Origin of the sequence: Sphingopyxis sp. BE259, from assembly GCF_031457495.1 — a bacterium.
In the GTDB taxonomy this organism is placed as follows: domain Bacteria; phylum Pseudomonadota; class Alphaproteobacteria; order Sphingomonadales; family Sphingomonadaceae; genus Sphingopyxis.
The window spans coordinates 1,566,368-1,587,289 of record NZ_JAVDWM010000001.1; the positions used below are offsets into that span (position 1 = coordinate 1,566,368).

A 20,922-nucleotide genomic window follows, 5' to 3' on the forward strand; every position below is an offset into this window, starting at 1 on the left:
GCGCGTCCGGCCTAGCCGATACGAAATTGCAGGGCGGTCGTTCCAACGGGACGGCTGCCCGCTTCGTATCGCCGCTCGATGATCTTCCCGTTCCCGTCCGCCGCCACCGCAACCAGCGTCGACGCGCGGGTGCCATAGATGTCGCCGCGCAAGAACAGCGCCGGATCGCTTGTCGCGGTAAGCGTATCGAGCAGGCCTTCGGGGTCGGCGCGCGCATCGACGACCGCCGACAGTGCCGCGCGCAGGCGCTCGGCGCGCGGGCAGGGCATATCGACGGGTTCGTTGGCAAGCGCATGGATGCCCGCGCCGAGCGCGGCGATCTGCGGCCGCGGCCGGTTAGTAAGCAGCCGCGCCTTACCATCGCCAATCGCCAACAGGTTGAACGCATTAAAATGGTCGAGATCACTCTCTGCCGGATCGGCGAAGCGCCCGTCGCCGCGCAGCAAATCGACGACCAGCGCACCGCGCGATTCCTTGGCCGGATCGGGCAAGGCGCCGCGGACATTGGTCACGACGACGATGCGTCCGCTGGCCGGATGCGCGCCGAGCCAGGTGCCGCCCGCCTGCAAATCGCGGCCCGCGACGATACCGCTGCCATCGTCCCACGCGGCCAGCGCCGCCGCAGGGCGCGCATGAAATTCGTCGCGGTTGCCGATCAGGATCAGCGGCCAGTCGGCATGGACCTGCCAGGCGAGGGCGACAACGCACATGGTGGGGCTATCGCGATCTGAAAGCGGCTTGCCAAGCCATTTGGCGATCATCGGCGCATCTTTGTTTCGCCGCCGCCGCCAGTGTGTTATGTGATTATGGCAGCGTGGTTTCCGCTGCGGCAAAAGCTGACAGGCTCGCGCCATCTGTCTGGGGAGGGAGATGATTATGACCGAAGCTGGAAAAACGCCGTGGCATCTGTGGGTGGTCGGCATCGTGTCGCTGTTGTGGAACGCGTTTGGAGCGTTCGACTACACGATGACCAAGCTTAAAAATCCCGACTATATGGCTGCCTTCACCGCCGAGCAGCAGGCCTATTTCTACAGTTTTCCGGTGTGGGCCAATGTCGGCTGGGCGCTGGGCGTGTGGGGATCGGTGCTGGGTTCTGTACTACTGCTCGCGCGCAGCCGCCACGCTGTAACCGCCTTCCTGCTATCGCTTGTCGGCCTCGCGATCAGCAGCATCTATCAGTTCGGGATGCATTATGGCGATCTGGAGCGGATGTTCGGGACGTTTCCGATGATCTTCACCGCCGTGATCTGGGTGATTGTGATCGCGCTGTTTCTCTATGCGCGGGCGCAGGCGGCGAAGGGTGTGCTGCGCTGATTACGCAGCTTCGTCATCCCGGACTTGATCCGGGATCCAGGACGACGGTGCGGTTATGGAGCCCGGATCAAGTCCGGGATGACGAAGAAGGAAATTCCTCCCTGTGGCGAAGCCATGGGGAGGTGGCAGCGCGAAGCGCTGACGGAGGGGCCATGGCGCCACCGTAGCTACCCCTCCACCACGTCCTTCGGACGCGATCCCCCTCGCCATCGCTACGCGACAGGGAGGATTAAAGTCCGCAATCGCCGAACCCCGGCCCGGCCTTATCGCGCCCGGATAAACGCGCGAATATCCGCCGACAATTTGGCGCGATCTTCGTCGCGGATATACATCATGTGGCCCGCGCCATAATAGGTGTAGCTGATCCGGTCCTGCGGGATACCGGTGCGCGACAGCGCATATTCGGCGGCGAAAAACGGCGTCGCGAAGTCATAATAGCCCTGCGCGACGAGCACTTTCAGCCCCGAATTTTCGCGCAGCGCCTGGCCGATATAGGGCGCGACGTTCAGATACGCGTTGGTGTCGCGGCCGCCGATGCGCCAGTCCCACTGGCCGCCGATGCCGCCGATCGACTGATATTCGCGGTCGGTCTTGAACCCGAGCCCGTCGCGGCTCCAGCTATTGATCGCCGCCGTGTAACTGGCGTCGATGCCGTAAAAGCTGGGGTCGTTGTCGGGCTCTTCGCCGGCGCTGTCATAATCCTTGCCGGTGTAGCGGCTGTCGAGCCGCCCGACGGTCAGCCCGCGGTCGCGCAGCAGTTCCTTGTAAAACCGGCTGGGCGTGACGCGCAGGTCGGCGCTGTCGAGATAGGTTTCGGACAGGCCGGTGAAGCGCGCCAGATCGCGGCGGATTGCGGCGCGTTCCTCGCCCTGCAATTTCTGCCCTTTTAGCAGCGCGGTGGCATAGGGGCCGATCGCCCATTTCCGCGCTTCTTCGGCAAAGGCTTCGGGCGAAGCGCCGGTCGCCTTGCCATGATAAAGTGCGGTGACCGCCATCGACGGCAGGTTGGTGATGAACGACAATTCATTGCCTGCGGTATCCGACCCGGCGGCAAAATCGAGCACGGTCGAAATCAGGATGATGCCGTTGAGCGCGACGTCGTTGTAGGTCGCGTTCATCAACTGGTTGGCGACAGCGGCGGAGCGCGTCGTGCCGTAACTTTCGCCCCCCAGATATTTGGGGCTGTTCCAGCGGCCATTGTCATTGAGCCAGCGGCGGATCACCTCGGCCACCAGCTTCGCGTCCTGCGTTACCCCATAATAATCCTTGGGGTCGGCCTTGCCGATCAGGTGCGAGAAACCGGTGCCTGGGGGATCGATGAAGACGACGTCGGTGACGTCCATCAATGCGTCGGGATTATCGACGATCGGATAGGGCGGCGCGCCGTCGTCAACCCCAGTGCCGGGGATCGCGACGCGCTTCGGTCCGAAGGCGCCCATCATCAGCCAGACGGTGCCGGACCCCGGGCCCCCATTGAACAGGAAGGTCACCGGGCGGCCGGGGTCACGCGGTTCCTTGACGTATGACGTGGTAACGACCGCGACTTCGGCGACGCCATCCTTGTTCCTGATGATCGTCTCGCCGATCGTCGCGGCGTAATTGATCCGCTGACCGCCGAAGGTGCCGGAAAGTTTGGTCGTGCGGACCTGCGGTTCGTAATCGGCGGGCTTTTCGGTCTTCGCCATGTCGCCGGTGTCCTGCGCGTAGAGGACAGACGGCGCAGCGGCGGCAAGCGCCAGCGCGATAAGCGACAGACCCGATTTCATAAGCGTGTTCTCCCCGATTGTGCGCGGACCCTATGCAGCGCGCGGGGAGGGGGCAAGGCTACTTGTCGGCAACAGGCGGGGTTTCGTCGAAGGGGCTTACGCGGCCTTCTTGGGCTGCACCGACAATTCAAGGCCGAGGGCGTTGAGCACGGCCACAAGCGTTTCCAGTGTCGGATTACCGTTCTCCGACAGAGCATTATAAAGTGCTTGCCGACCAAGCCCGGTCTTGCGGGCGATCTCGCTCATGCCTTTCGAGCGGGCGACATCGCCCAGCGCACTGGCGATGTGTTTTGGATCATTACCTTCCATTGCCGCTTCGAGATAATAGAGGATATGCTCCTCGGTCGCGAGGTAGCTTGCTGCATCAAAGGGTCTTAGCTCCGTCACGGCCTTCTATCTCTTCCTTCAACCGCTTGGCGCGGGCGACGTCGTCATCCTGCGTGCGCTTGTCGCCACCGCACAGCAGAATGACAAGCTCCTTGCCGCGCCGGAAGAAATACACCCGATAGCCCGGTCCGTAGTCGACCCGCATCTCAAAGACGCCGCCCTTTACGGACTTATGGTCTCCGAAATTGCCGTTCGACGCGCGTTTCAGCCGGTCGGTGATTTTCGCGATCGCCCGAATGTCACGCAACGAACCGAGCCAACGAGCGAACTCAATCGTTTCCGCCAGCTGGTAAGCTTGTCCTATATGAAGGACATTGTTCAATTTGTCAAGGTCGTGGGTCATGACTTGAGCGCGTCCATTCGCACCCAATCCTCATCATAGGGCCGTCGCACATACCAAAACCGCCATCCGTTTACGTTTGTCTGTGAGATCGCGCTCGCCGCGTCGGATGGACTGGTTCTCACATTGCCGTTTTCATCGATCCATTGGGATCCTCTTACCTGCGCGCGATGAGTCCGGCCCTTGTATGTGGCCCTGAAAGCTGTCCCATCAGGGAAGAAAACATTAGAAAACCAAGCGCCACTGACGGAACTTCCGCCTGGAAGCGGGAGAGTGTCTGGTAGGCCCGGCATGTCAATTTCGCCGAAACCGGGACTCACCTCTGTCGCTGGTAGGTTAAGCAGGCGGCGGATCACCTCATTGTAATTGTCGTTTGCGCTTTGCAGCCGGGCGGTGAGTGCTTGCCAGACCTCAAAATCAATAGTGATTTGCATGCCAACCCTCCTAATAGCTGGCAAACTATCTCAGTTAGACAAAATAGTCAACGCCCCCACTTCGTCTTACTCTGCTTCCCGAACCGCCCCTTGCGCGTCCCCGGCTTGCCCTCATTAGAGCGCCCGACGCGCGGTGCGACCTGTTCGCCCGCGGGCAGCCCCAACTCGTCCGCCTCCAGCTTGCGGATCTCATCGCGCAACCGTCCGGCTTCCTCGAACTCCAGATCCGCCGCTGCATCGCGCATGCGTTTTTCCAGATCCTGGATATACGCGCGCAAATTGTGGCCGACCATGTGCGTCGGCTTATCGTCGCCGATGTCGATGACGACGCCGTCCTTCGACGCGACATGCGCGATGATGTCACCGATGTTGCGCTTGATCGTCGTCGGGGTGATGCCATGTTCTTCGTTATAGGCGCGCTGTTTTTCGCGGCGGCGGTCGGTTTCGCGCATCGCGCGTTCCATGCTGCCGGTGATGCGGTCGGCGTAGAGGATGACGCGGCCGTCGACGTTGCGCGCGGCGCGGCCGATCGTCTGGACCAGCGATGTCTCGCTGCGCAGGAACCCCTCCTTGTCGGCGTCGAGGATCGCAACCAGTCCGCATTCGGGAATGTCGAGCCCCTCGCGCAGCAGATTGATCCCGATCAGCACGTCAAACACGCCGAGCCTGAGGTCACGGATGATCTCGATACGCTCCAGCGTCTCGATGTCCGAATGCATGTAACGCACCTTCATTCCCGCTTCGTGGAGGAATTCGGTGAGATCTTCGGCCATCCGCTTGGTCAGCGTCGTCACCAGCGTGCGGTACCCCGCGGCGGCGGTCTTTTTCGCCTCGACGATCAGGTCATCCACCTGCTCTTCGACCGGCTTGATCTCGACCGGCGGGTCGATGAGGCCGGTGGGGCGGATCACCTGTTCTGCGAAGACGCCCTGGGTGCGATCCATTTCCCAGGTGCCGGGGGTCGCCGACACGCTGACCGTCTGCGGCCGCATCATGTCCCATTCGGCAAAGCGCAGCGGCCGGTTGTCGATACAGCTCGGCAGGCGGAAGCCATATTCGGCCAGCGTGATCTTGCGGCGATGGTCGCCCTTTGACATCGCACCGATCTGCGGGATCGTCTGGTGGCTTTCGTCGACGAAGAGCAAAGCATTGTCGGGCAGATATTCGAACAGGGTCGGCGGCGGTTCGCCGGGCAGGCGGCCGGTGAGGAAGCGGCTGTAATTCTCGATCCCGGCGCAGCTGCCCGTTGCGGCAATCATCTCGAGGTCGAAATTGGTGCGCTGTTCAAGCCGCTGCGCTTCGAGCAACCGGCCCTCGGCCTCCAACTCCTTCAGCCGCTCGGTCAGCTCATGCTTGATCGCTTCGCTCGCTTGCTTCAGCGTCGGGCCGGGGGTCACATAATGGCTGTTCGCGTAGATGCGGACGCTGTTGAGCGTCGCGATCTTCTTGCCGGTCAGCGGGTCGAACTCGGTGATCTCCTCGATCTCGTCGCCGAAAAAGCTGATCCGCCACGCCATGTCTTCGTAGTGCGATGGGAAGATTTCGAGAGAGTCGCCGCGCACGCGGAAATTGCCTCGCGCGAACGCCTGATCGTTGCGTTTATATTGCAGCGCGACGAGCTTGCGGATGATCTCGCGGTTGTCGGCGACCTGACCTTTTTTCAGGTCAAAGATCATTGCCGAGTAAGTTTCGACCGATCCGATGCCATAAAGGCACGACACCGACGCGACGATGATGACGTCATCGCGTTCTAGCAACGCGCGGGTCGCCGAATGGCGCATCCGGTCGATCGCTTCGTTTACCGAGCTTTCCTTCTCGATATAGGTGTCCGACCGCGGCACATAGGCCTCGGGCTGGTAATAGTCGTAATAGCTGACGAAATATTCGACCGCATTGTTCGGGAAGAAGCTCTTGAACTCGCCATATAATTGCGCGGCGAGGATCTTGTTGGGCGCGAGGATCAGCGCCGGACGCTGCAACTCGTCGATGACCTTCGCCATCGTGAAGGTCTTGCCCGACCCCGTAACCCCCAGCAGCACCTGATCGCGTTCGCCGTCGAGCGCGGTCGAGACCAGTTCCCTGATCGCGGTGGGCTGATCGCCCGCGGGCTCATAATCGCTAACCAGTTCAAATCGCTTGCCGCCTTCAACCTTGTCCGGGCGGGTGGGACGGTGCGGGACATAGCCTTCGGCGGTGTCGATTTCGTCGAGCGAAGTGCGAATCTGGATTGCCATCGGGGATAATATGGTATCGATTGGGGCCAACGACAAACATAATGGTGCACAACCAACCGGTCGCGTCCGGCTTTGCGCTTTGTTCCAACAGGAGGATGGTTTTTATGAAGAAGTTTGTGGCGATAGCGGCGCTTGGCGTCGCACTTGCGGTGGCGGGCTGCGGCAAGACCGAAAACAGCGACGGCCCGGTCAAGCGCGAGGCGGGCAACTGGAAGACCGACGTCAAGCTGGTGAAGTTTGAAGTCCCCGGCATGCCGCCCGAAATGAAGGACGGCATGGCGAAGATGATGGAAGGGGCCAGCGGCATGGACCAGTGCTTCACCCAGGAGCAGGTCGACAAGGAAGACATCGCGGCCGAACTCGCCAAGGGTCCGGGCAATGGCGGCGAGTGCAAATGGTCGAAGAAGGACATCGCCGGCGGCAAGATCGACATCGCCGGCACGTGCACCGCCAACGGCCAGACGGTCGACATGGCGATGAACGGCACGATGGCGGCCAAGAAGACCGACGTGACGATCACCACCAAAGGCAAGGTGCCGACCGGGGGCGAGATGGAAATGGTCATGCAGATGACCAGCAGCCACACCGGCCCATGCAAGGCACCGGCGACGACCTGAACCGTCACCACCTGAACCATGAAGCAATTGTCAATCGATCAGGGCGTCAGCGAAGCTGGCGCCCTTGTCATGTCGAGAGGAGATGGGTGATGCTGGGCTATGTAACGATGGGAACCGACGACCTGGACCAGGCGCGCGATTTTTACGCGGCGCTGCTGGGCACGATCGGCGCCAGCGAATTGATGCGAATGTCGGACGAAGACAATGGCTTTACCCTCTACGCGACCAGCTGGGGCCAGCCCGGCATTGCAGTGACGCGGCCCTATGACGGCCAGCCGACCCATGCGGGCAATGGCCATATGGCGGCGATCGTCGTCGACGAGCGGGCCAAGGTCGACGCGCTGCACGCCAAGGCGGTCGAGCTGGGCGGTGCCTGCGAAGGACCGCCGGGCGTACGCGGCGACGAGGGCGAGCAGGCGTTTTACGGCGCCTATTTCCGCGACCGCGATGGCAACAAGCTCTGCGCGTTTCGGATTGGCCCGGCCTGAAATCCGGGTGCGGCGGTGCCGCAGATCGACTTGCCGGGCGGGTGACAGGTGGGGCTGTCGATCCGCCCGGCGAAGTCTTGAAATGAGGCCGGAGGGGGTCTGAAGAATGCCAGGGACCAGCTCGCACCCTTCGCCTGTCGGCCTCAACATCGCCCCATCGTAGGAATGACGCGACCCCGCCAGAATGGCAGGGTTTCCCAAATGGGGCAGTTACAAGGGGTCACATGCTGCGATGTCGCCGATTGATAACCAATTCTTAACCTGGTTTCGGCCTTTGTCGTTCCAGATTGGCGGCTCGTCGTTCTTCTGATATAAACAATGGCGTCCTTGTTACCGTTACGTCGAAGTAACAATGGCTGGCCGCGCGAGTTGATTGGCGTATCACCCGCATCGCCCGTCTGGGGTATTTGAGGGTAGCATGGACCACGCGAAAGCGAACGAGACTCACAATCCCGGCGATACCGACCGGATTATCGCGGAGGAGCAGGAGCGCCTGCTCGAATCCCCGCTGTTCATCCGGTCGCCGGTGTTGTCGCGTCTGCTGCAATTTCTGGTCGAGCACCGGTTGCGGGGCGGGCGCAGCTCGCCCAAGGCTTATGCGATTGCGACCGAGGCGCTGGGGCGCAGCGAAGATTTCGATCCGGCGGTCGACAGCTATCCGCGGGTGATGGTCGGACGGCTGCGGACGTTGCTCGATCGCTATTATGCCGACACCCCTTGGATCCACCGCTTGCGGGTGCCGCAGGGCAGCTATGAAGTCGTCGTCCAGCACCGCGTTGCGCCGCCGGCGCGATCGCTCGAGGACGCCGATGGGGCGGGTGACGTCAAGGCCGCAACAGGCGCGGACGGCGCGGGCGTGCCTCGCGTTCCGGGCAGCGCCATTCGCCGCCCCACCGCGGCGCCGCGCTATGGCCGCTGGGTCGTTGCTCTCGTCCTGCTGGTGCTCGCGCTGTTCACGCTATGGACGCTGAGTAGCGGGCCCGATCGCCTGTTTGTCAGCGATCCGGTGCCGGTGCCGGTGCTGGAGGTCAGTGCCCCGGTCGCAGGCAATACGCCGCCGTCGCGGGCGCTGGCGCGGGCGCTCGACGGCAAATTGCGCGACGGGCTGCGCCGGTTCGACCTGGTTGATCTGCTCAGTTCCAAGGCGCCCGGCGCGGCCACGCCGCGCACCGCCGATTATCGGCTCGACGCGTCGCTGGTTCGCAATCTGGAGGGCAATGCCGAGGTTACGCTGGTGCTCAACCGCGTCGCCGATCAACGCGCGATCTGGTCGCAGCAGATCAAGGTCACCGATCAGGAAACCCCCGAATTTGCCGCAATCGAGCCGGTGATCGCGCGCATTGCCGGCGATTACGGCGTCATCGTGCGCGATCAGGTGCAGCGCCAACCCGATAATTTTTCGCCGGGCTTTCCCTGCCTCGCCCAGTTCAACCGGATGCGGCAGATGCGCAGCACACCAACCGCCAAGCAGGTCACCACCTGCCTGCGCGCGACGCTGAAACGCGACAGCCGCGATCCGGCGGCGCTCGCCGCGCTGTCGCTGGTGCGCTTTGGCGACTGGCAACCGCAGCGAATGACCCCGGCAGGCCGCACTGCCTTTAGCGAAGCCCGCGCGCTGGCGCTGCAAGCCTATGAAAACAGCCCCAATTCGACCGCCGGGCTGTTCGCGATGGCGCGCGCAAATTTCTATGTCGGCAATTGTGCGGGCGGCAACACGATGGGCGACACGGCGCTGCGCCTCAATCCCTATGACCCCGACATGGCGGGCTTTTTGGGATTGTTCAAAATCACCTGCGGGCAGGCGACCGAAGGGGAGGCGCTGCTGCGCCGGTCGCTGGCGCTCGACGACAGCTATCCCGGCGTGCCGGCAGTTACCCTGGCTTTCATCCTGTCGCAGCGCGGCGAGCAGGGCGAAGCGCGCCTGATCCTCGATCAGATGCCATCGCCCAGCAATATGGAGCCGCAATTCATGATGGTTCGGGCAATCGTCCTGGCGCGGCAGGGCGATGTTGCGGCGGGTCAGGTGCAATGGCGCCGCCTGCTCGACTATACCCGTCAACCGGCGAATGCTGCCCCCGAAACGGTGCTCAGCCGGTTCATGATAACCCCGGTGGTGATCCAGCGGGCATCGGCGGCGCTGCGCGAGTCAGGGGTGGTTGCGGCAAAGCCTGCGGCTTGACGGTGGGCCCGCGCCTGCCCAGAAAGATGTCATGTTATCCGCACTTGCCCTGCTGATCGTTGCGGCGTCCCCGTCGCCTGCTGCCGTCGCGGTCCATTTCGATCGCGATGGTACGGTGGAAACGCGGGTCGTCGCGGGCATGGCCGATCGGCAGAGCGGGCGACCGCTCAGCCCCGATGATCCGGTGCGGATTGCGTCGGTGTCGAAACTGGTCGTCGCGCTGGGCGTGATGCGACTGGTCGAGGCCGGGCGGCTCGATCTCGACCGCGACGTGTCGGCCTATCTCGGCTGGCAATTGCGCCACCCGGCCTATCCAGACCGCGCGGTGACGCTGGCGCAACTGCTCGGTCACCGCGCGGGGCTGACCGACAATATCGACTATGCACTGCCGCTCGGCGCCGATCTGGAGGCGGCGCTTCGAAACCCCGCCGCGTGGGACACGGCTCGCCCGCCGGGCGGCGACTTTACCTACGCCAACCTCAATTACCCGATCGTCGCGGCGGCGATCGAGGGCGCGACCGGCGAGCGGTTCGACCAGGCGATGGCGCGGCTGGTGTTTCGCCCGCTGGGGCTCGACGCCTGTTTCAACTGGCCGACCTGTAGCGACGCCGCGGTCGCACGGGCGGTGGTGCTCTACGACGCCGACAATAACGTCCTGCGCGACGATCTGCGCGCAGGCCGTCCGATCTGCCCGGTGGTGCCCGCCACAGACGGGACCTGCAACCTCGCGGTCTATCGGCTCGCGCGCCATGGGGCTGGGTTCAGCCCGCAGGGCGGCCTGCGGATTTCGGCCAACGGGCTGGCGCGGATTGGCGTCATGCTGCTGCGCCGCGGCGACGGCTTTCTGCGACCCGACAGTGTGGCCCGGCTGGAAGCGATGGCGACGGTCCGCCCCACCACGGGTGAAGGGACCGCAGGGTTTTTCTGTGAATATGGTATGGCCATGCATAGTTCGGGCAGCCGGGCCGCGACTGGGCCGGGATGCCGCGATGACCTGTTCGGTGACGGCCGCCGCCGGATCGGCCACTCGGGCGACGCCTATGGATTGCGGTCGGGGCTGTGGTTCGACCTTGAAGCCGGAGCGGGCACTGCCTATTTCGTGACTCAGGTGCCAGACGGGCAGAAGGGGAAGCGGTCAGCCTATAGCGCGGCAGAGGAGGAATTGGTCGATGCGGCGATTGCCGGGCCGACCAGTGTCAGCCCTCTTGCCAGCCCCGCCCACGGACACTAGGGCAATTTCCAACATTCACGGCTTAGTCAGAAAAGGAATAGCGCATGAGCGATTCGGCCGAAAAGGTTAAGAAGATCGTCGTCGAACATCTGGGCGTCGAAGCCGACAAGGTTACCGAAGAAGCGAGCTTCATCGATGATTTGGGCGCCGACAGCCTCGACATCGTCGAACTGGTGATGGCATTCGAAGAAGAATTCGGCGTCGAGATCCCCGACGATGCGGCGGAAAAGATCGCCACCGTCAAGGATGCGATCGACTATATCGAAGCGAACAAGGGCTAAAGCGGCCCGGTCCGGCTTGGCCGGACGCGGCGGCTGCGCTGCCCAGCGTTTCCGGCTTCCCGGTCCTGCCGCTCCGCGCGCTGTGACCGGGAAGCCTTTTTATTGGGCGCGCGCCGGTCTAGATAAAGCGGGCACCTGCTGGGGCGGGGCCGACGAAAGGAATGACTATGCGCCGCGTTGTGGTGACGGGATTGGGTTTGGTGACGCCGCTGGGCGCCGATGTGGAAACCACATGGGCCAATTTGCTCGCGGGCAAATCGGGCGCCGGGACGATCACCCATTTCGACGCGTCGGACCAGAAATGCACGATCGCGTGCGAGGTCAAGGGACCCGACCATGAATATGGTTTCGACCCCGGCAAACGTGTCGATCACAAGGTGCAGCGCCAAGTCGATCCGTTCATCATCTATGGCATCGACGCCGCCGGACAGGCGATCGAGGATGCGGGGCTTGAAGACATGACCGAAGCGCAGAAGCTGCGCGCCGGTTGCTCGATCGGGTCGGGCATCGGCGGTCTGCCGGGCATCGAAAGCGAGAGCCTGCTGCTCGCCGAAAAAGGTCCGGGCCGCGTCAGCCCGCATTTCGTCCATGGTCGCCTGATCAACCTGATCTCAGGCCAGGTCAGCATCAAATACGGCCTGCAAGGCCCCAATCATGCCGTCGTTACCGCCTGTTCGACCGGCGCCCATTCGATCGGCGACGCGGCGCGGATGATCCGCGACGATGATGCCGACATCATGCTGGCGGGCGGCGCCGAGGCGACGATCTGCCCGATCGGCATCGCGGGCTTCGCGCAGGCGCGGGCGCTCAACATGAGCTATAACGACCGGCCCGAACAGGCGAGCCGCCCCTATGACAAGGACCGCGACGGCTTTGTGATGGGCGAGGGCGCGGGCGTTGTCGTGCTCGAGGAATATGAACATGCCAAGGCGCGCGGCGCCAAGATTTATGCCGAGGTCGTCGGTTATGGCCTGTCGGGCGACGCCTATCATGTCACCGCGCCGCATCCTGAAGGCTCGGGCGCGTATCGCTCGATGGAAATGGCGCTGAAAAAGGCCGGGATGACCCCGTCGGACATCGATTATATCAACGCCCACGGCACGTCGACGATGGCCGACACGATCGAGCTTGGCGCGGTCAAGCGGTTGTTCGGCAACGCGATCGGCGATGTGTCGATGAGCTCGACCAAATCGGCGATCGGCCATCTGCTCGGCGGCGCCGGCGCGGTCGAGACGATCTTTTGCATCCTGGCGATCCGCGACCAGATCGTCCCGCCAACGCTCAACCTCGACAATCCTGACGAGGGCACCGACGGCGTCGACCTGGTTCCGCACGTAGCGAAAAAGCGCGAAGTGAAGGCGGCGCTGAACAACAGCTTCGGCTTCGGTGGCACCAACGCGAGTGTGATCGTGAAGGCGTTGGACTAAATATCCCCGTCATGCTGAACTTGTTTCAGCATCCATGGCCTGCGCTCGCGTTAGGCGCTGCATCCATGGAAAAGGCGGGCCATGGACCCTGAAACAAGTTCAGGGTGACGAAGGAATAGAGGTCGGAATCTTGGCTCGCATAGTCCTCGCCACTTTCCTCGCCCTGCTGCTGGCAGCCTGCTCGGGCGGTGCGCCCGCGGATACGGTCGTTGTGATTCCGCAGGGCGCCAGCATCGCCAAAGCGGGCGAAATTCTCGAAAAAGCGGGCGCGGTCTCTGCCTCCAGCTTCCGCAACGAAGCGCGCTTCTTTGCCTCCGACGATCCGATCAAGCCTGGCGAGTATGAAGTGAAAGCCGGGATGGACGCGGGCGACATCTTGGAACTGCTCCAGTCGGGCAAGACGATCCAGCGCCTGGTGATGATCCCCGAAGGCATGCCGTCGATCATGGTCTGGGACCGGCTGATGGCCGAAAAGCGGCTGACTGGCACGATCCCGGTGCCCGCCGAGGGCAGCATCCTGCCCGACAGCTACGCCTTCACCACCGGCGAAAGCCGCGCCGCGGTCGTCAAGCGCATGCAGGCGGCGATGGACAAGGCCTTCAACGAACTGTGGACCAAACGCACCCCGCGTACCGCCGCCAAGGACCGCAACGAAGCGATCACGCTCGCCTCGATCGTCGAGAAAGAAACCGGCGTCCCCGCCGAACGCCGCACCGTCGCCGGCGTCTATACCAACCGGCTTGCGGTCGGCATGAAACTGCAAGCCGACCCGACGATCATCTATCCCCTGACCAAGGGCAAACCGCTCGGCCGCCGTATCCTGCGCTCCGAAATTCAGGCGGTGAACGACTACAACACCTACAGCATGATCGGCCTGCCAAAGGGGCCGATCGCCAATCCGGGCAAGGCATCGATCGCGGCGGTGCTCGATCCCGAGCCGACCGATTACCTGTTCTTCGTCGCCAAGGGCGACGGCGGCCATATCTTTGCGCGCACGCTGTCCGAACATAATGCCAATGTGCAGAAATGGTATCAGCTGCGCCGCGACCGCGGGGAGATGGAATAATCGTCGCCCCCGCGCAGGGCGTTTCAGAGTCACGTGCCTCTGAACGCGGCCGCTGGCGGTTTACCCCGTTGGGTCGGAGCAAGACCGACGACGGCCCCCGCCTGTGCGGGGGCGACGGGAAGGAATGATAATGACCCCCAAACTCTTCCTCCACGGCGTCCCGGACAGCCCGGCGATCTGGCGCCCGCTGCTTGGCCAGCTCGACCTTGGCGACACACCCGTCGCGGTCCCCGCGCTGCCCGGCTTCACGGCATCGTTGCCCGCGGGGTTCGCGGCGACCAAGGAAGCCTATGCCGATTGGGCAATTGCACAGGCCGAGGCCTTGTTTGCCGTCCACGGCCCGATCGACATCGTCGGCCACGACTGGGGCGCCTTGATCGCGCAGCGCGTCGCAATGCTGCGTCCCGATCTGCTGCGTAGCTGGGCGATCTCGAACGCGGTGATCGACCCCGATTATCGCGGCCACCGCGTCGCCCGCATCTGGAACACGCCGGTCCTTGGCGAAATCTTCATGGCGCTCAGCAAGCCTGCGAAACTCGCCGAAGGTCTGGCAGTGCAGGGCATGCCCGCCGACATCGCCGCCGAAGAGGCGGCGCAATGGGAAAACAAGGACAAGCGCCGCGCGATTTTGAAGCTCTATCGTTCGGCCAAGGGGCTGAGTTTCGAGCATGACTGGGCGCGTGACATCGGGAAATTGCCTGCGCAGGGGGCGTTGATCTGGGGCGCCGATGACCCATATGTGCAACTGTCGGTGGCGCAGCGCTTCAGCGCGAACATCGGCATCCCGCTCACCGTCATCGACGGGGCAGGGCATTGGGCGATCGCCGAGCGACCCGCAGAGGTCGCAGCGGCGCTGCATCGCTTCTGGGCTCCGCTCTGATCGCCTGACGCAATCAATATAAGCGGCCAACTCGATTTGACCTGCGCCCGCCGGTCTGCTTTTGGTGCGCCGCACAAAAATCCCACAGAAAGGATTCTCTCCCATGATCAATCAACCCGTTCCCGCCGTGATCCTCAAGACGCGCGTCCGCGACGAGGCCGTCGATGGCCCGAACCCGTTCCGCTGGCAGGATGTCGATACCGGCGAAGCCTTTGGTACCGGCCGCCACATCCTGTTCGGCCTGCCCGGCGCCTACACGCCGACTTGCTCGAACGAACAATGCCCGGGTTTCGAGCGCCTCTACGGCGATTTCGTCAGCGAAGGCGTTACCGACATTCATTGCATCAGCGTCAACGACGCGTTCGTGATGTACAACTGGGGCAAGAGCTTGGGCGTTCAGAACGTCAAGATGGTCCCCGACGGCTCGGGCGCCTTCACCCGCCGCATGGGCATGCTGATCAACAAGGATCACGTCGGTTTCGGCATGCGCAGCTGGCGCTATACCGCGATCGTCGATGACGGCATCGTCGTCCAGATGTTCGTCGAACCCGGCATCAACGATGTTGGCACCGACGCCGATCCCTATGTCGAATCGACCCCTGAAAAGGCGCTCGAATGGGTGAAGGCAAACCCGTATCAGGGCAAGCTGGCGCAGGCGGCTTAAATCACAAGCGGCCCGGCCATCCCCCCTCCCGATCGGGCCGCTGGCGCCGCACCCATCATCGTGACTGCGACGATGGGTGCGGCGGACCAGCGATATTTCGATGGTCTTCGCGCCGCGCATTTTCCACCCGAGCGTAATTATCTGACGGCGCATATCACGCTGTTTCATCAGCTGCCGCCCTCGGCGCTGGGCGAACTCGATGGGCTGATCCGCCGCATCGCCGCCGACACCCCACCGCCAGCGGCGCGGCTGCGCGAGCTCTATTCGCTCGGCAAGGGGGTCGCCTACCGGATCGACAGCCCCGAGCTGCTGGCGATCCGCGAGCGCATCGCCGAGCATTTCACCGGCATGCTGACCGCGCAGGACCAAGGGATACCGCGGCTCCACATCACGGTACAGAACAAGGTGACTGCCAGCGAGGCCCGCGCGCTGCTGGCCGAACTCGCCGCCGATTTCCAGCCGCGCCCGCTGGCAATCGCGGGCCTGGCCGCGCACCATTATCGCGGCGGCCCTTGGGAAGCGGCCTTCGCACGGAATTTTCGCGCCCCGCGCGGATGATATTGACCGGGAGCAGCGGCCTGCCTATAGGCGCTGCTCGCCCGATGTGGCGGCCTTTCGGGGCGGAGTAGCTCAGCTGGTTAGAGCAGCGGAATCATAATCCGCGTGTCGGGGGTTCGAGTCCCTCCTCCGCTACCAAGCCTTCCGATAATTGGTACATTTTCCTGTTGCTGGCTTTGCGATCGGCTCATGGCGTCCGGCGCGCGCTTGCTGGCGCAACGCTTCGCCAACCAGGATCAGCGTCGGCGCCTTGTCGGCGAGTGCCCGCGTCGCAAGTCTCAGCAGGTCGAGCCGCGTCGTCAGCTGTTTTTTGCCGGGCAGGCTGACGTCGCAGACGATGAGTACCGGGGTGTCTGCCGCCATCCCCGCTGCCATCAACTCGCGCAAAATGGCGTCGGCGGCGCTGCGGCCCATATAGAAAGCGAGGGTGGTTCCGGCCTTCGCCAGCGCGTCCCAGTCGAGCGCTTCGCCTGGCGCAGCCCATGCGAAATGGTGGCGGCGCGCGTCGCGCTGGTATCTATGGTCGCCATCCTCATCACCGCGCCTTTACGCTGCAGCGCACAAATCTTCCAGCAGATTTCTTTTTTGTCGAACGGATCGCGCGCTCGACGTCCACTTTTTGACATTTTCAGCCAGAAGTGGCTTCGATGCCACCGGCAATGAAATATTGCCCTGTTGCAACGGGATGTCGCGGCCACTGCCGTCAGATGGCGCTGCGATATATTCAAAAAGAATATCTGGAAACGCATAATCTATTATAAAGATATATGAACGCCAGTAACGTCCAATCAGCTAATCAATCAGGCCGAACGAAGTGCTTTCCCTTGACGAGGAAAAAGCGCGGTCGGCCGCTGGGGGAGACGGACAATGACATCAATTCGGACCATGCGAGGGGCGCTTTTCGTCACAGTGGCGGCCATTTCGGCGCCGGGTGTGGCCCACGCACAGGCGACCCCTGACGGGGCGGTCGAAGCATCGGCGAGCGACGAGATCGTGGTGACCGCCCGCAAGCGCGAAGAAAGCCTACAGGACGTGCCGATTTCGGTCCAGGCGTTCAGTGGCGCCGCGCTGGAGCAGGCGGGGATCAAGGATTTTTCGGAAATCGCCTATCGCGTCCCCGGCCTGAAGCTGAGCGCCGAGCGCGCGGTCGATACCGAATTGTTCATCCGCGGTATCGGGTCGGATATTCAGGGTGCGGGGGCCGATGGCGCGGTCGGCATTTTCGTCGATGGCGCCTATCTGTCGCGTGGCACCGGGTCTCTGCTCGATCTTTATGATCTCGAGCGCGTCGAGGTGCTGAAGGGGCCGCAGGCGCTGCGTTTCGGCAAGAGCGTCGTCGGCGGACTGATCAATTATGTCACCAAAAAGCCGGGTGACACCTTCGAGGGCCGCTTCGAGGCGACCTATGGCAATTACGACAAGCTCGACGTCGCGGCCTCGGTGCGTGGGCCGGTTTCGGACACGCTGGGGCTGGGGCTGGTGGTCAGTTCGCGCAAACACGACGGCTATGCAATCAACACGCGCGGCGGCGACGAAGAGGATCAGAATGTTCAGTCGGTTCGCGCCCAGCTGCGCTGGCAGCCCTCGGCGACGCTCGATATCAATCTGTCCGCCGATTACACGCGGCACCGCGACGGCGCGCGCTGGGTCGATGTGATCGTCCCCGGCGACAGCAACGAAGTTACCTACAACAGCTTTTTTGCGCCGCCGATCGCCAGCCTGCCCGGCTTCGTCCTACCCAACCGCAACGCCCCGTTCAAAAATGCCGACCCGCGCAAGGGCGCGCATAATTTTACCGGCTACCAGAATTCGGACATGTATGGGGTCAGCGGTTCGATCGACTGGGAGGCGAGCGACAATCTGAGCATCGCGTCGCAGACCGCCTATCGCGATTCCTCGCTTGCGGCGCGCGAGGACGGGTCGGGGCTGTTCTTCAACTTCCCGATCGATCCGGGCACCAATGCGCCCGACATCACCCCGGCGATGGTGGCGGGGCTCGATACCTATCTGGCGACCGTCCCCGACAGCTATTTCGACAGCGGCAAGGCCGAGGATGTGAAGCAGTTTTCGCAGGAACTGCGGCTGCGCTGGGATGATGGCGGGCCGCTGCGGCTGGAAGGCGGGGTTTATTATCTGCGCGAAAATATCCGCCGCGCCGAGGATGTGAACTTCCTGTTCCCCGATTTCCAGGCGATCACGGAATTCGCTTTCGCCATGGCCTTTGGCGGCACCCCCGCATCGCCGTTCCCCGGGTCGAACCACACCGTGACCACGTCGAAGAACGACAATATCGGGGTGTTCGGCGAAGTCAGCTACAGCCTGACCGACCAGCTGACCTTCGACGCCGGGCTGCGCTATGCCTATGACCGCAAAAGCTATTCGAACAACCGGTCGGGGGAATCGTTCGAAGGTGCACCGGTAAACTTCACCGTCACCGACAAGCGCAGCTGGGACGCTTGGCTGCCCAGCGCGACGCTGCGCTTCGAACCGAACAACGACGTCACGCTCTATGCCCGCTATGCCAAAGGCTACAAGCCGGGCGGCTGGACCGGCGAAGATGCCAATACCCCGGCCGAGGCTTTGGTGTCGTTCGAGCCCGAAACCGCCGACAGTTTTGAGCTGGGCGCGAAGCTGGCGCTCGCCGACCGGCGCGTCTTCATCAATGCGGCGGGCTATTATACGACATACGACAATCTCCAGACCAACCAGTTCCTGTCGCCCGGTCCGGGCCTGCCGCCCGACAATTTCGTGTTCAATGCTGCGAACGGCACCCGCGCCTACGGGCTTGAACTCGATGTCCAGGCGCGGCTGACCGACAGTTTCAGCGTATCGGGCAACTATGCCTATTCGCGGTGCAATTTTACCGGCGAGCTGATCATCGACGACGATGGCACGGACCTCGACGGCAACAGCTGTCGCCGCACCCCCAAACATGCGTTCGGTGTCTCGGCCAATTTCGACCAGCCGGTCAGCGAAACGATCGTCCTGCTCGCGGGCAGCGATTTCCAGTATACCGGCGCCAATTTCTTCGACAATCCGAACTCGCCGCTGCTCAAATTCGACAGCGAGATATTGCTCAATGCGCGGATCGGGGTGCGCGATGTTGACAGCAAGTGGGAAGTGACCGCCTGGGCCAAGAACCTGACCAACGAGCTGAATTACACGAGCAAGCTGGCGCTGTTCGGGACGATCTATGGCACCTACATCCCGCCGCGCACCTATGGCGTGACGGCCCGGTTCCGCTTTTAGGCCGCGCCGGGGTCATGCTATCTTGGGTTCAGACAACAGGGAAATGCCGATGAAACGCGGAGTGAGGATCATCGGCGGCGGCGCGGCAGTCATCGCGGGGCTGCTCTATGCCACCGCGCTGACGGCGGCGAGCGGCGAGGGCGGGGCGCCCGCCGGCGCGGTCAACATCGTCGATCCCTATCTGAAGGCGTGGCATCAGGCGACGCCGGAAAACCCGCCAGCGCCGCCGAAGCCCGACGCCGATTATGGCATGGACCCGGCGACCGGCGCATTCCGCCACCCGGTTGCGACCCCGCTGACCACCAATGCGCCCAATTTCGCTGGCCAGCTCGATCACTGGGACCAGAACAGCTACGCCAAAAATGTCGAGGTGGTCGGCTTCTACCCCGGCGTGACGTCGCCTTGGCATGCGTGGGCCAGCGTCGTCGATTTCGGCGGCAAGCGGTATCTTTACACCCACGACCGCGATTATCTGCGGATCATGGACGTGACCGATCCGCGCCAGGCCAAAATCATGTGGTCACAGGGTGGCGTGTGGGGCCGCAAGGGTTCCAGCGAGGATTGGGACGCATCGGCGGTCACCGACTATTTCGGCGGCGTCACCATCGCGTGGAACAAGAAGTTTCAGCGCAATGTGCTGGTCGCGTCCTACGAGATCGGGCGCTTTGGCCTGATGGACGACAAGCTGCGCCAGCCGGACAAGGTCGCGGCGCAGCGCAACTATAATTCGCTCAAGGGCTTCAAGGTGTTCGTCATGAACGGCCCGACCCCGGACAAGTGGGAGCTGATCGCGACGCGCACCACCGACTATCAGCATCCCGACGCGCCGATCGGCCAGCAGCAGGGATCGGGCGCGCTTGATGCGGTGACATGGTGGGGCGGCAAATATATGCTGTTGTCGGCGGCGCCCGACGACAGTTACGCGCTGACCGAATATCCCGACTATCTCTATTCGCCCGGCTATCAGGTCTGGGATATGGAAGACCCCGCAGATCCCAAATTTGTGTCGCAGATCAGCGTCCCGGGACAGCGGCTGGGCGACAAGGTCAGCGAGGCGGCCTACCTGGCCAACCCGCGCGCGGGCAACCGCACCAGCTGGATGGGGTCGCGCAATCCGATCGTGCTGACCAAGCCGATCGAGGCGGGCGGCCGGATCGGTTTCGGCGGCATGGGCGGGCTGGGCTTTTACACCTTCGACCTTGCCAATCCCGCCAAGCCAAAGACGCTCGGTCACCTCAGCGTACCGCCCAGCTATGCGGGTACAGAGTTCGACAATGTCGATGTCAGCCAATATGACCGCACCGGCTTTGTGTTCTCGAACGGTTATCCGATGAACGAGAATTGTTACGAGCCGTTCAAGGATATTTTCTCGATCGACGTCCGCGATCCGGCGCATCCGAAGGTCGCGGCAAAGTTCCCGCGTCCGGTGCCGCCGCCGGGCGCGTCCTTCACCGATTTCTGTCAGCGGCGCGGCAGTTTCGGGCCGAAGCGGTCGGGCGGGCTGGGGCAGCCCGAGGGCGGACGCCAGGGTCTGGCCATCTATGCGTTCTACAACGCCGGGATCCAGATTTTCGACGTGACGGATCCGGCCAGGCCCAGCATTTCGGGCTATTTCGTCCCGCGTTTCCCGACCAAGGACGAGCTGCCCGAATATACGTTCGGCAATTCGACCTTTGCGGTGTTCACCGAATATGACCGCAACATCATCTGGGCCTTTTCGGTCAATGGCGTCTACGCGCTGTCGAGCCCGCTGCTTGGCAAGCCGCGTCTCGCTGCCCCGAAAAAAATCTGGCCCGACCGCCGCTAG

The 20,922-nt window shown here is 63.1% G+C and carries 19 protein-coding genes, 1 tRNA gene and 1 pseudogene; 14 read left to right on the forward strand and 7 right to left on the reverse strand.

Annotated elements, in window-relative coordinates:
* Positions 1-11: 11 nt before the first annotated feature.
* On the reverse strand, positions 12-710 hold the full coding sequence (locus J2X44_RS07640; protein ID WP_310088922.1) for an NRDE family protein: 699 nt from the start codon (positions 708-710) through the stop codon (positions 12-14).
* Between the two features lie 166 nt (positions 711-876).
* Here J2X44_RS07640 and J2X44_RS07645 point away from each other — a divergent pair, with 166 nt between their 5' ends.
* Entirely contained in the window at positions 877-1,314 is a 438-nt protein-coding gene (locus J2X44_RS07645; RefSeq protein ID WP_310088923.1) for a hypothetical protein, read from the forward strand.
* A gap of 263 nt (positions 1,315-1,577) precedes the next feature.
* Here J2X44_RS07645 and J2X44_RS07650 read toward each other — a convergent pair whose 3' ends face one another.
* The 5 genes from J2X44_RS07650 to uvrB form a co-directional block, all read right to left on the reverse strand.
* Entirely contained in the window at positions 1,578-3,080 is a 1,503-nt protein-coding gene (locus J2X44_RS07650) for a S10 family serine carboxypeptidase-like protein (protein WP_310088924.1), read from the reverse strand.
* 96 nt (positions 3,081-3,176) lie between these two features.
* Positions 3,177-3,467, reverse strand: a complete 291-nt coding sequence (locus J2X44_RS07655) for an addiction module antidote protein (RefSeq protein WP_310088925.1) — start codon at positions 3,465-3,467, stop codon at positions 3,177-3,179.
* Complete coding sequence (locus J2X44_RS07660; RefSeq protein WP_310088926.1) at positions 3,445-3,810, reverse strand: type II toxin-antitoxin system RelE/ParE family toxin; 366 nt, start codon at positions 3,808-3,810, stop codon at positions 3,445-3,447. Before J2X44_RS07660 ends, J2X44_RS07655 begins: the two co-directional genes overlap by 23 nt.
* The gene (locus J2X44_RS07665; RefSeq protein WP_310088927.1) at positions 3,807-4,241 is read right to left on the reverse strand and encodes a hypothetical protein; all 435 of its coding nucleotides are present in this window, start codon (positions 4,239-4,241) and stop codon (positions 3,807-3,809) included. The genes J2X44_RS07660 and J2X44_RS07665 overlap by 4 nt, the downstream gene beginning before the upstream one ends.
* A gap of 47 nt (positions 4,242-4,288) precedes the next feature.
* Positions 4,289-6,475: an excinuclease ABC subunit UvrB gene (gene uvrB / locus J2X44_RS07670; RefSeq protein WP_310088928.1), complete on the reverse strand. Its 2,187-nt coding sequence runs from the start codon at positions 6,473-6,475 to the stop codon at positions 4,289-4,291.
* A gap of 104 nt (positions 6,476-6,579) precedes the next feature.
* On the opposite strand from uvrB, the gene J2X44_RS07675 reads away from it, so the two are divergent.
* The 11 genes from J2X44_RS07675 (at position 6,580) to J2X44_RS07725 (ending at position 16,004) form a co-directional block, all read left to right on the forward strand.
* On the forward strand, positions 6,580-7,092 hold the full coding sequence (locus J2X44_RS07675; RefSeq protein ID WP_310088929.1) for a DUF3617 domain-containing protein: 513 nt from the start codon (positions 6,580-6,582) through the stop codon (positions 7,090-7,092).
* Positions 7,093-7,181: 89 nt separating this feature from the next.
* Positions 7,182-7,580, forward strand: a complete 399-nt coding sequence (locus J2X44_RS07680; RefSeq protein ID WP_310088930.1) for a VOC family protein — start codon at positions 7,182-7,184, stop codon at positions 7,578-7,580.
* 418 nt (positions 7,581-7,998) lie between these two features.
* Positions 7,999-9,759 carry a tetratricopeptide repeat protein gene (locus tag J2X44_RS07685; RefSeq protein ID WP_310088931.1) on the forward strand — a complete coding sequence of 587 codons (1,761 nt, stop codon included), beginning with the start codon at positions 7,999-8,001 and terminating at the stop codon, positions 9,757-9,759.
* A 31-nt stretch (positions 9,760-9,790) separates the two neighbouring features.
* Complete coding sequence (locus tag J2X44_RS07690) at positions 9,791-10,990, forward strand: serine hydrolase domain-containing protein (protein WP_310088932.1); 1,200 nt, start codon at positions 9,791-9,793, stop codon at positions 10,988-10,990.
* Between the two features lie 44 nt (positions 10,991-11,034).
* Positions 11,035-11,271 carry an acyl carrier protein gene (locus J2X44_RS07695; RefSeq protein WP_003039428.1) on the forward strand — a complete coding sequence of 79 codons (237 nt, stop codon included), beginning with the start codon at positions 11,035-11,037 and terminating at the stop codon, positions 11,269-11,271.
* A gap of 167 nt (positions 11,272-11,438) precedes the next feature.
* The gene (gene fabF, locus J2X44_RS07700) at positions 11,439-12,698 is read left to right on the forward strand and encodes a beta-ketoacyl-ACP synthase II (protein ID WP_310088933.1); all 1,260 of its coding nucleotides are present in this window, start codon (positions 11,439-11,441) and stop codon (positions 12,696-12,698) included.
* A gap of 127 nt (positions 12,699-12,825) precedes the next feature.
* On the forward strand, positions 12,826-13,764 hold the full coding sequence (mltG, locus tag J2X44_RS07705; RefSeq protein WP_405053399.1) for an endolytic transglycosylase MltG: 939 nt from the start codon (positions 12,826-12,828) through the stop codon (positions 13,762-13,764).
* Between the two features lie 130 nt (positions 13,765-13,894).
* Positions 13,895-14,644 (forward strand): alpha/beta hydrolase, encoded by a 750-nt coding sequence (locus tag J2X44_RS07710; RefSeq protein ID WP_310088935.1) that lies wholly within the window; start codon positions 13,895-13,897, stop codon positions 14,642-14,644.
* Between the two features lie 103 nt (positions 14,645-14,747).
* A complete protein-coding gene (locus J2X44_RS07715; protein ID WP_310088936.1) occupies positions 14,748-15,308 on the forward strand; it encodes a redoxin family protein in 561 nt (186 codons plus the stop codon).
* Between the two features lie 72 nt (positions 15,309-15,380).
* Complete coding sequence (locus tag J2X44_RS07720) at positions 15,381-15,866, forward strand: 2'-5' RNA ligase family protein (protein ID WP_310089359.1); 486 nt, start codon at positions 15,381-15,383, stop codon at positions 15,864-15,866.
* Between the two features lie 61 nt (positions 15,867-15,927).
* Positions 15,928-16,004: transfer RNA gene (locus J2X44_RS07725), tRNA-Met, on the forward strand.
* On the opposite strand, the pseudogene J2X44_RS07730 reads toward J2X44_RS07725, so the two are convergent.
* Positions 15,999-16,331: pseudogene (locus J2X44_RS07730) on the reverse strand (hypothetical protein); the annotation flags it as partial. The gene J2X44_RS07725 and the pseudogene J2X44_RS07730 overlap by 6 nt on opposite strands.
* A gap of 402 nt (positions 16,332-16,733) precedes the next feature.
* On the opposite strand from J2X44_RS07730, the gene J2X44_RS07735 reads away from it, so the two are divergent.
* Together J2X44_RS07735 and J2X44_RS07740 are read left to right on the forward strand one after the other, a co-directional pair.
* The gene (locus J2X44_RS07735) at positions 16,734-19,115 is read left to right on the forward strand and encodes a TonB-dependent receptor (RefSeq protein ID WP_310088938.1); all 2,382 of its coding nucleotides are present in this window, start codon (positions 16,734-16,736) and stop codon (positions 19,113-19,115) included.
* Between the two features lie 49 nt (positions 19,116-19,164).
* Positions 19,165-20,922 (forward strand): hypothetical protein, encoded by a 1,758-nt coding sequence (locus tag J2X44_RS07740; protein WP_310088939.1) that lies wholly within the window; start codon positions 19,165-19,167, stop codon positions 20,920-20,922.

What these genes read in the sequence shown, in the direction of transcription:
- J2X44_RS07640 (WP_310088922.1), bottom strand. Translation starts at nt 710, where the DNA reads ATGTGCGTTGTCGCCCTCGCCTGGCAGGTCCATGCCGACTGGCCGCTG.
- J2X44_RS07645 (WP_310088923.1), top strand. Translation starts at nt 877, where the DNA reads ATGACCGAAGCTGGAAAAACGCCGTGGCATCTGTGGGTGGTCGGCATC.
- J2X44_RS07650 (WP_310088924.1), bottom strand. Translation starts at nt 3,080, where the DNA reads ATGAAATCGGGTCTGTCGCTTATCGCGCTGGCGCTTGCCGCCGCTGCG.
- J2X44_RS07660 (WP_310088926.1), bottom strand. Translation starts at nt 3,810, where the DNA reads ATGACCCACGACCTTGACAAATTGAACAATGTCCTTCATATAGGACAA.
- J2X44_RS07665 (WP_310088927.1), bottom strand. Translation starts at nt 4,241, where the DNA reads ATGCAAATCACTATTGATTTTGAGGTCTGGCAAGCACTCACCGCCCGG.
- uvrB (WP_310088928.1), bottom strand. Translation starts at nt 6,475, where the DNA reads ATGGCAATCCAGATTCGCACTTCGCTCGACGAAATCGACACCGCCGAA.
- J2X44_RS07675 (WP_310088929.1), top strand. Translation starts at nt 6,580, where the DNA reads ATGAAGAAGTTTGTGGCGATAGCGGCGCTTGGCGTCGCACTTGCGGTG.
- J2X44_RS07680 (WP_310088930.1), top strand. Translation starts at nt 7,182, where the DNA reads ATGCTGGGCTATGTAACGATGGGAACCGACGACCTGGACCAGGCGCGC.
- J2X44_RS07685 (WP_310088931.1), top strand. Translation starts at nt 7,999, where the DNA reads ATGGACCACGCGAAAGCGAACGAGACTCACAATCCCGGCGATACCGAC.
- J2X44_RS07690 (WP_310088932.1), top strand. Translation starts at nt 9,791, where the DNA reads ATGTTATCCGCACTTGCCCTGCTGATCGTTGCGGCGTCCCCGTCGCCT.
- J2X44_RS07695 (WP_003039428.1), top strand. Translation starts at nt 11,035, where the DNA reads ATGAGCGATTCGGCCGAAAAGGTTAAGAAGATCGTCGTCGAACATCTG.
- fabF (WP_310088933.1), top strand. Translation starts at nt 11,439, where the DNA reads ATGCGCCGCGTTGTGGTGACGGGATTGGGTTTGGTGACGCCGCTGGGC.
- J2X44_RS07710 (WP_310088935.1), top strand. Translation starts at nt 13,895, where the DNA reads ATGACCCCCAAACTCTTCCTCCACGGCGTCCCGGACAGCCCGGCGATC.
- J2X44_RS07715 (WP_310088936.1), top strand. Translation starts at nt 14,748, where the DNA reads ATGATCAATCAACCCGTTCCCGCCGTGATCCTCAAGACGCGCGTCCGC.
- J2X44_RS07720 (WP_310089359.1), top strand. Translation starts at nt 15,381, where the DNA reads ATGGGTGCGGCGGACCAGCGATATTTCGATGGTCTTCGCGCCGCGCAT.
- J2X44_RS07735 (WP_310088938.1), top strand. Translation starts at nt 16,734, where the DNA reads ATGACATCAATTCGGACCATGCGAGGGGCGCTTTTCGTCACAGTGGCG.
- J2X44_RS07740 (WP_310088939.1), top strand. Translation starts at nt 19,165, where the DNA reads ATGAAACGCGGAGTGAGGATCATCGGCGGCGGCGCGGCAGTCATCGCG.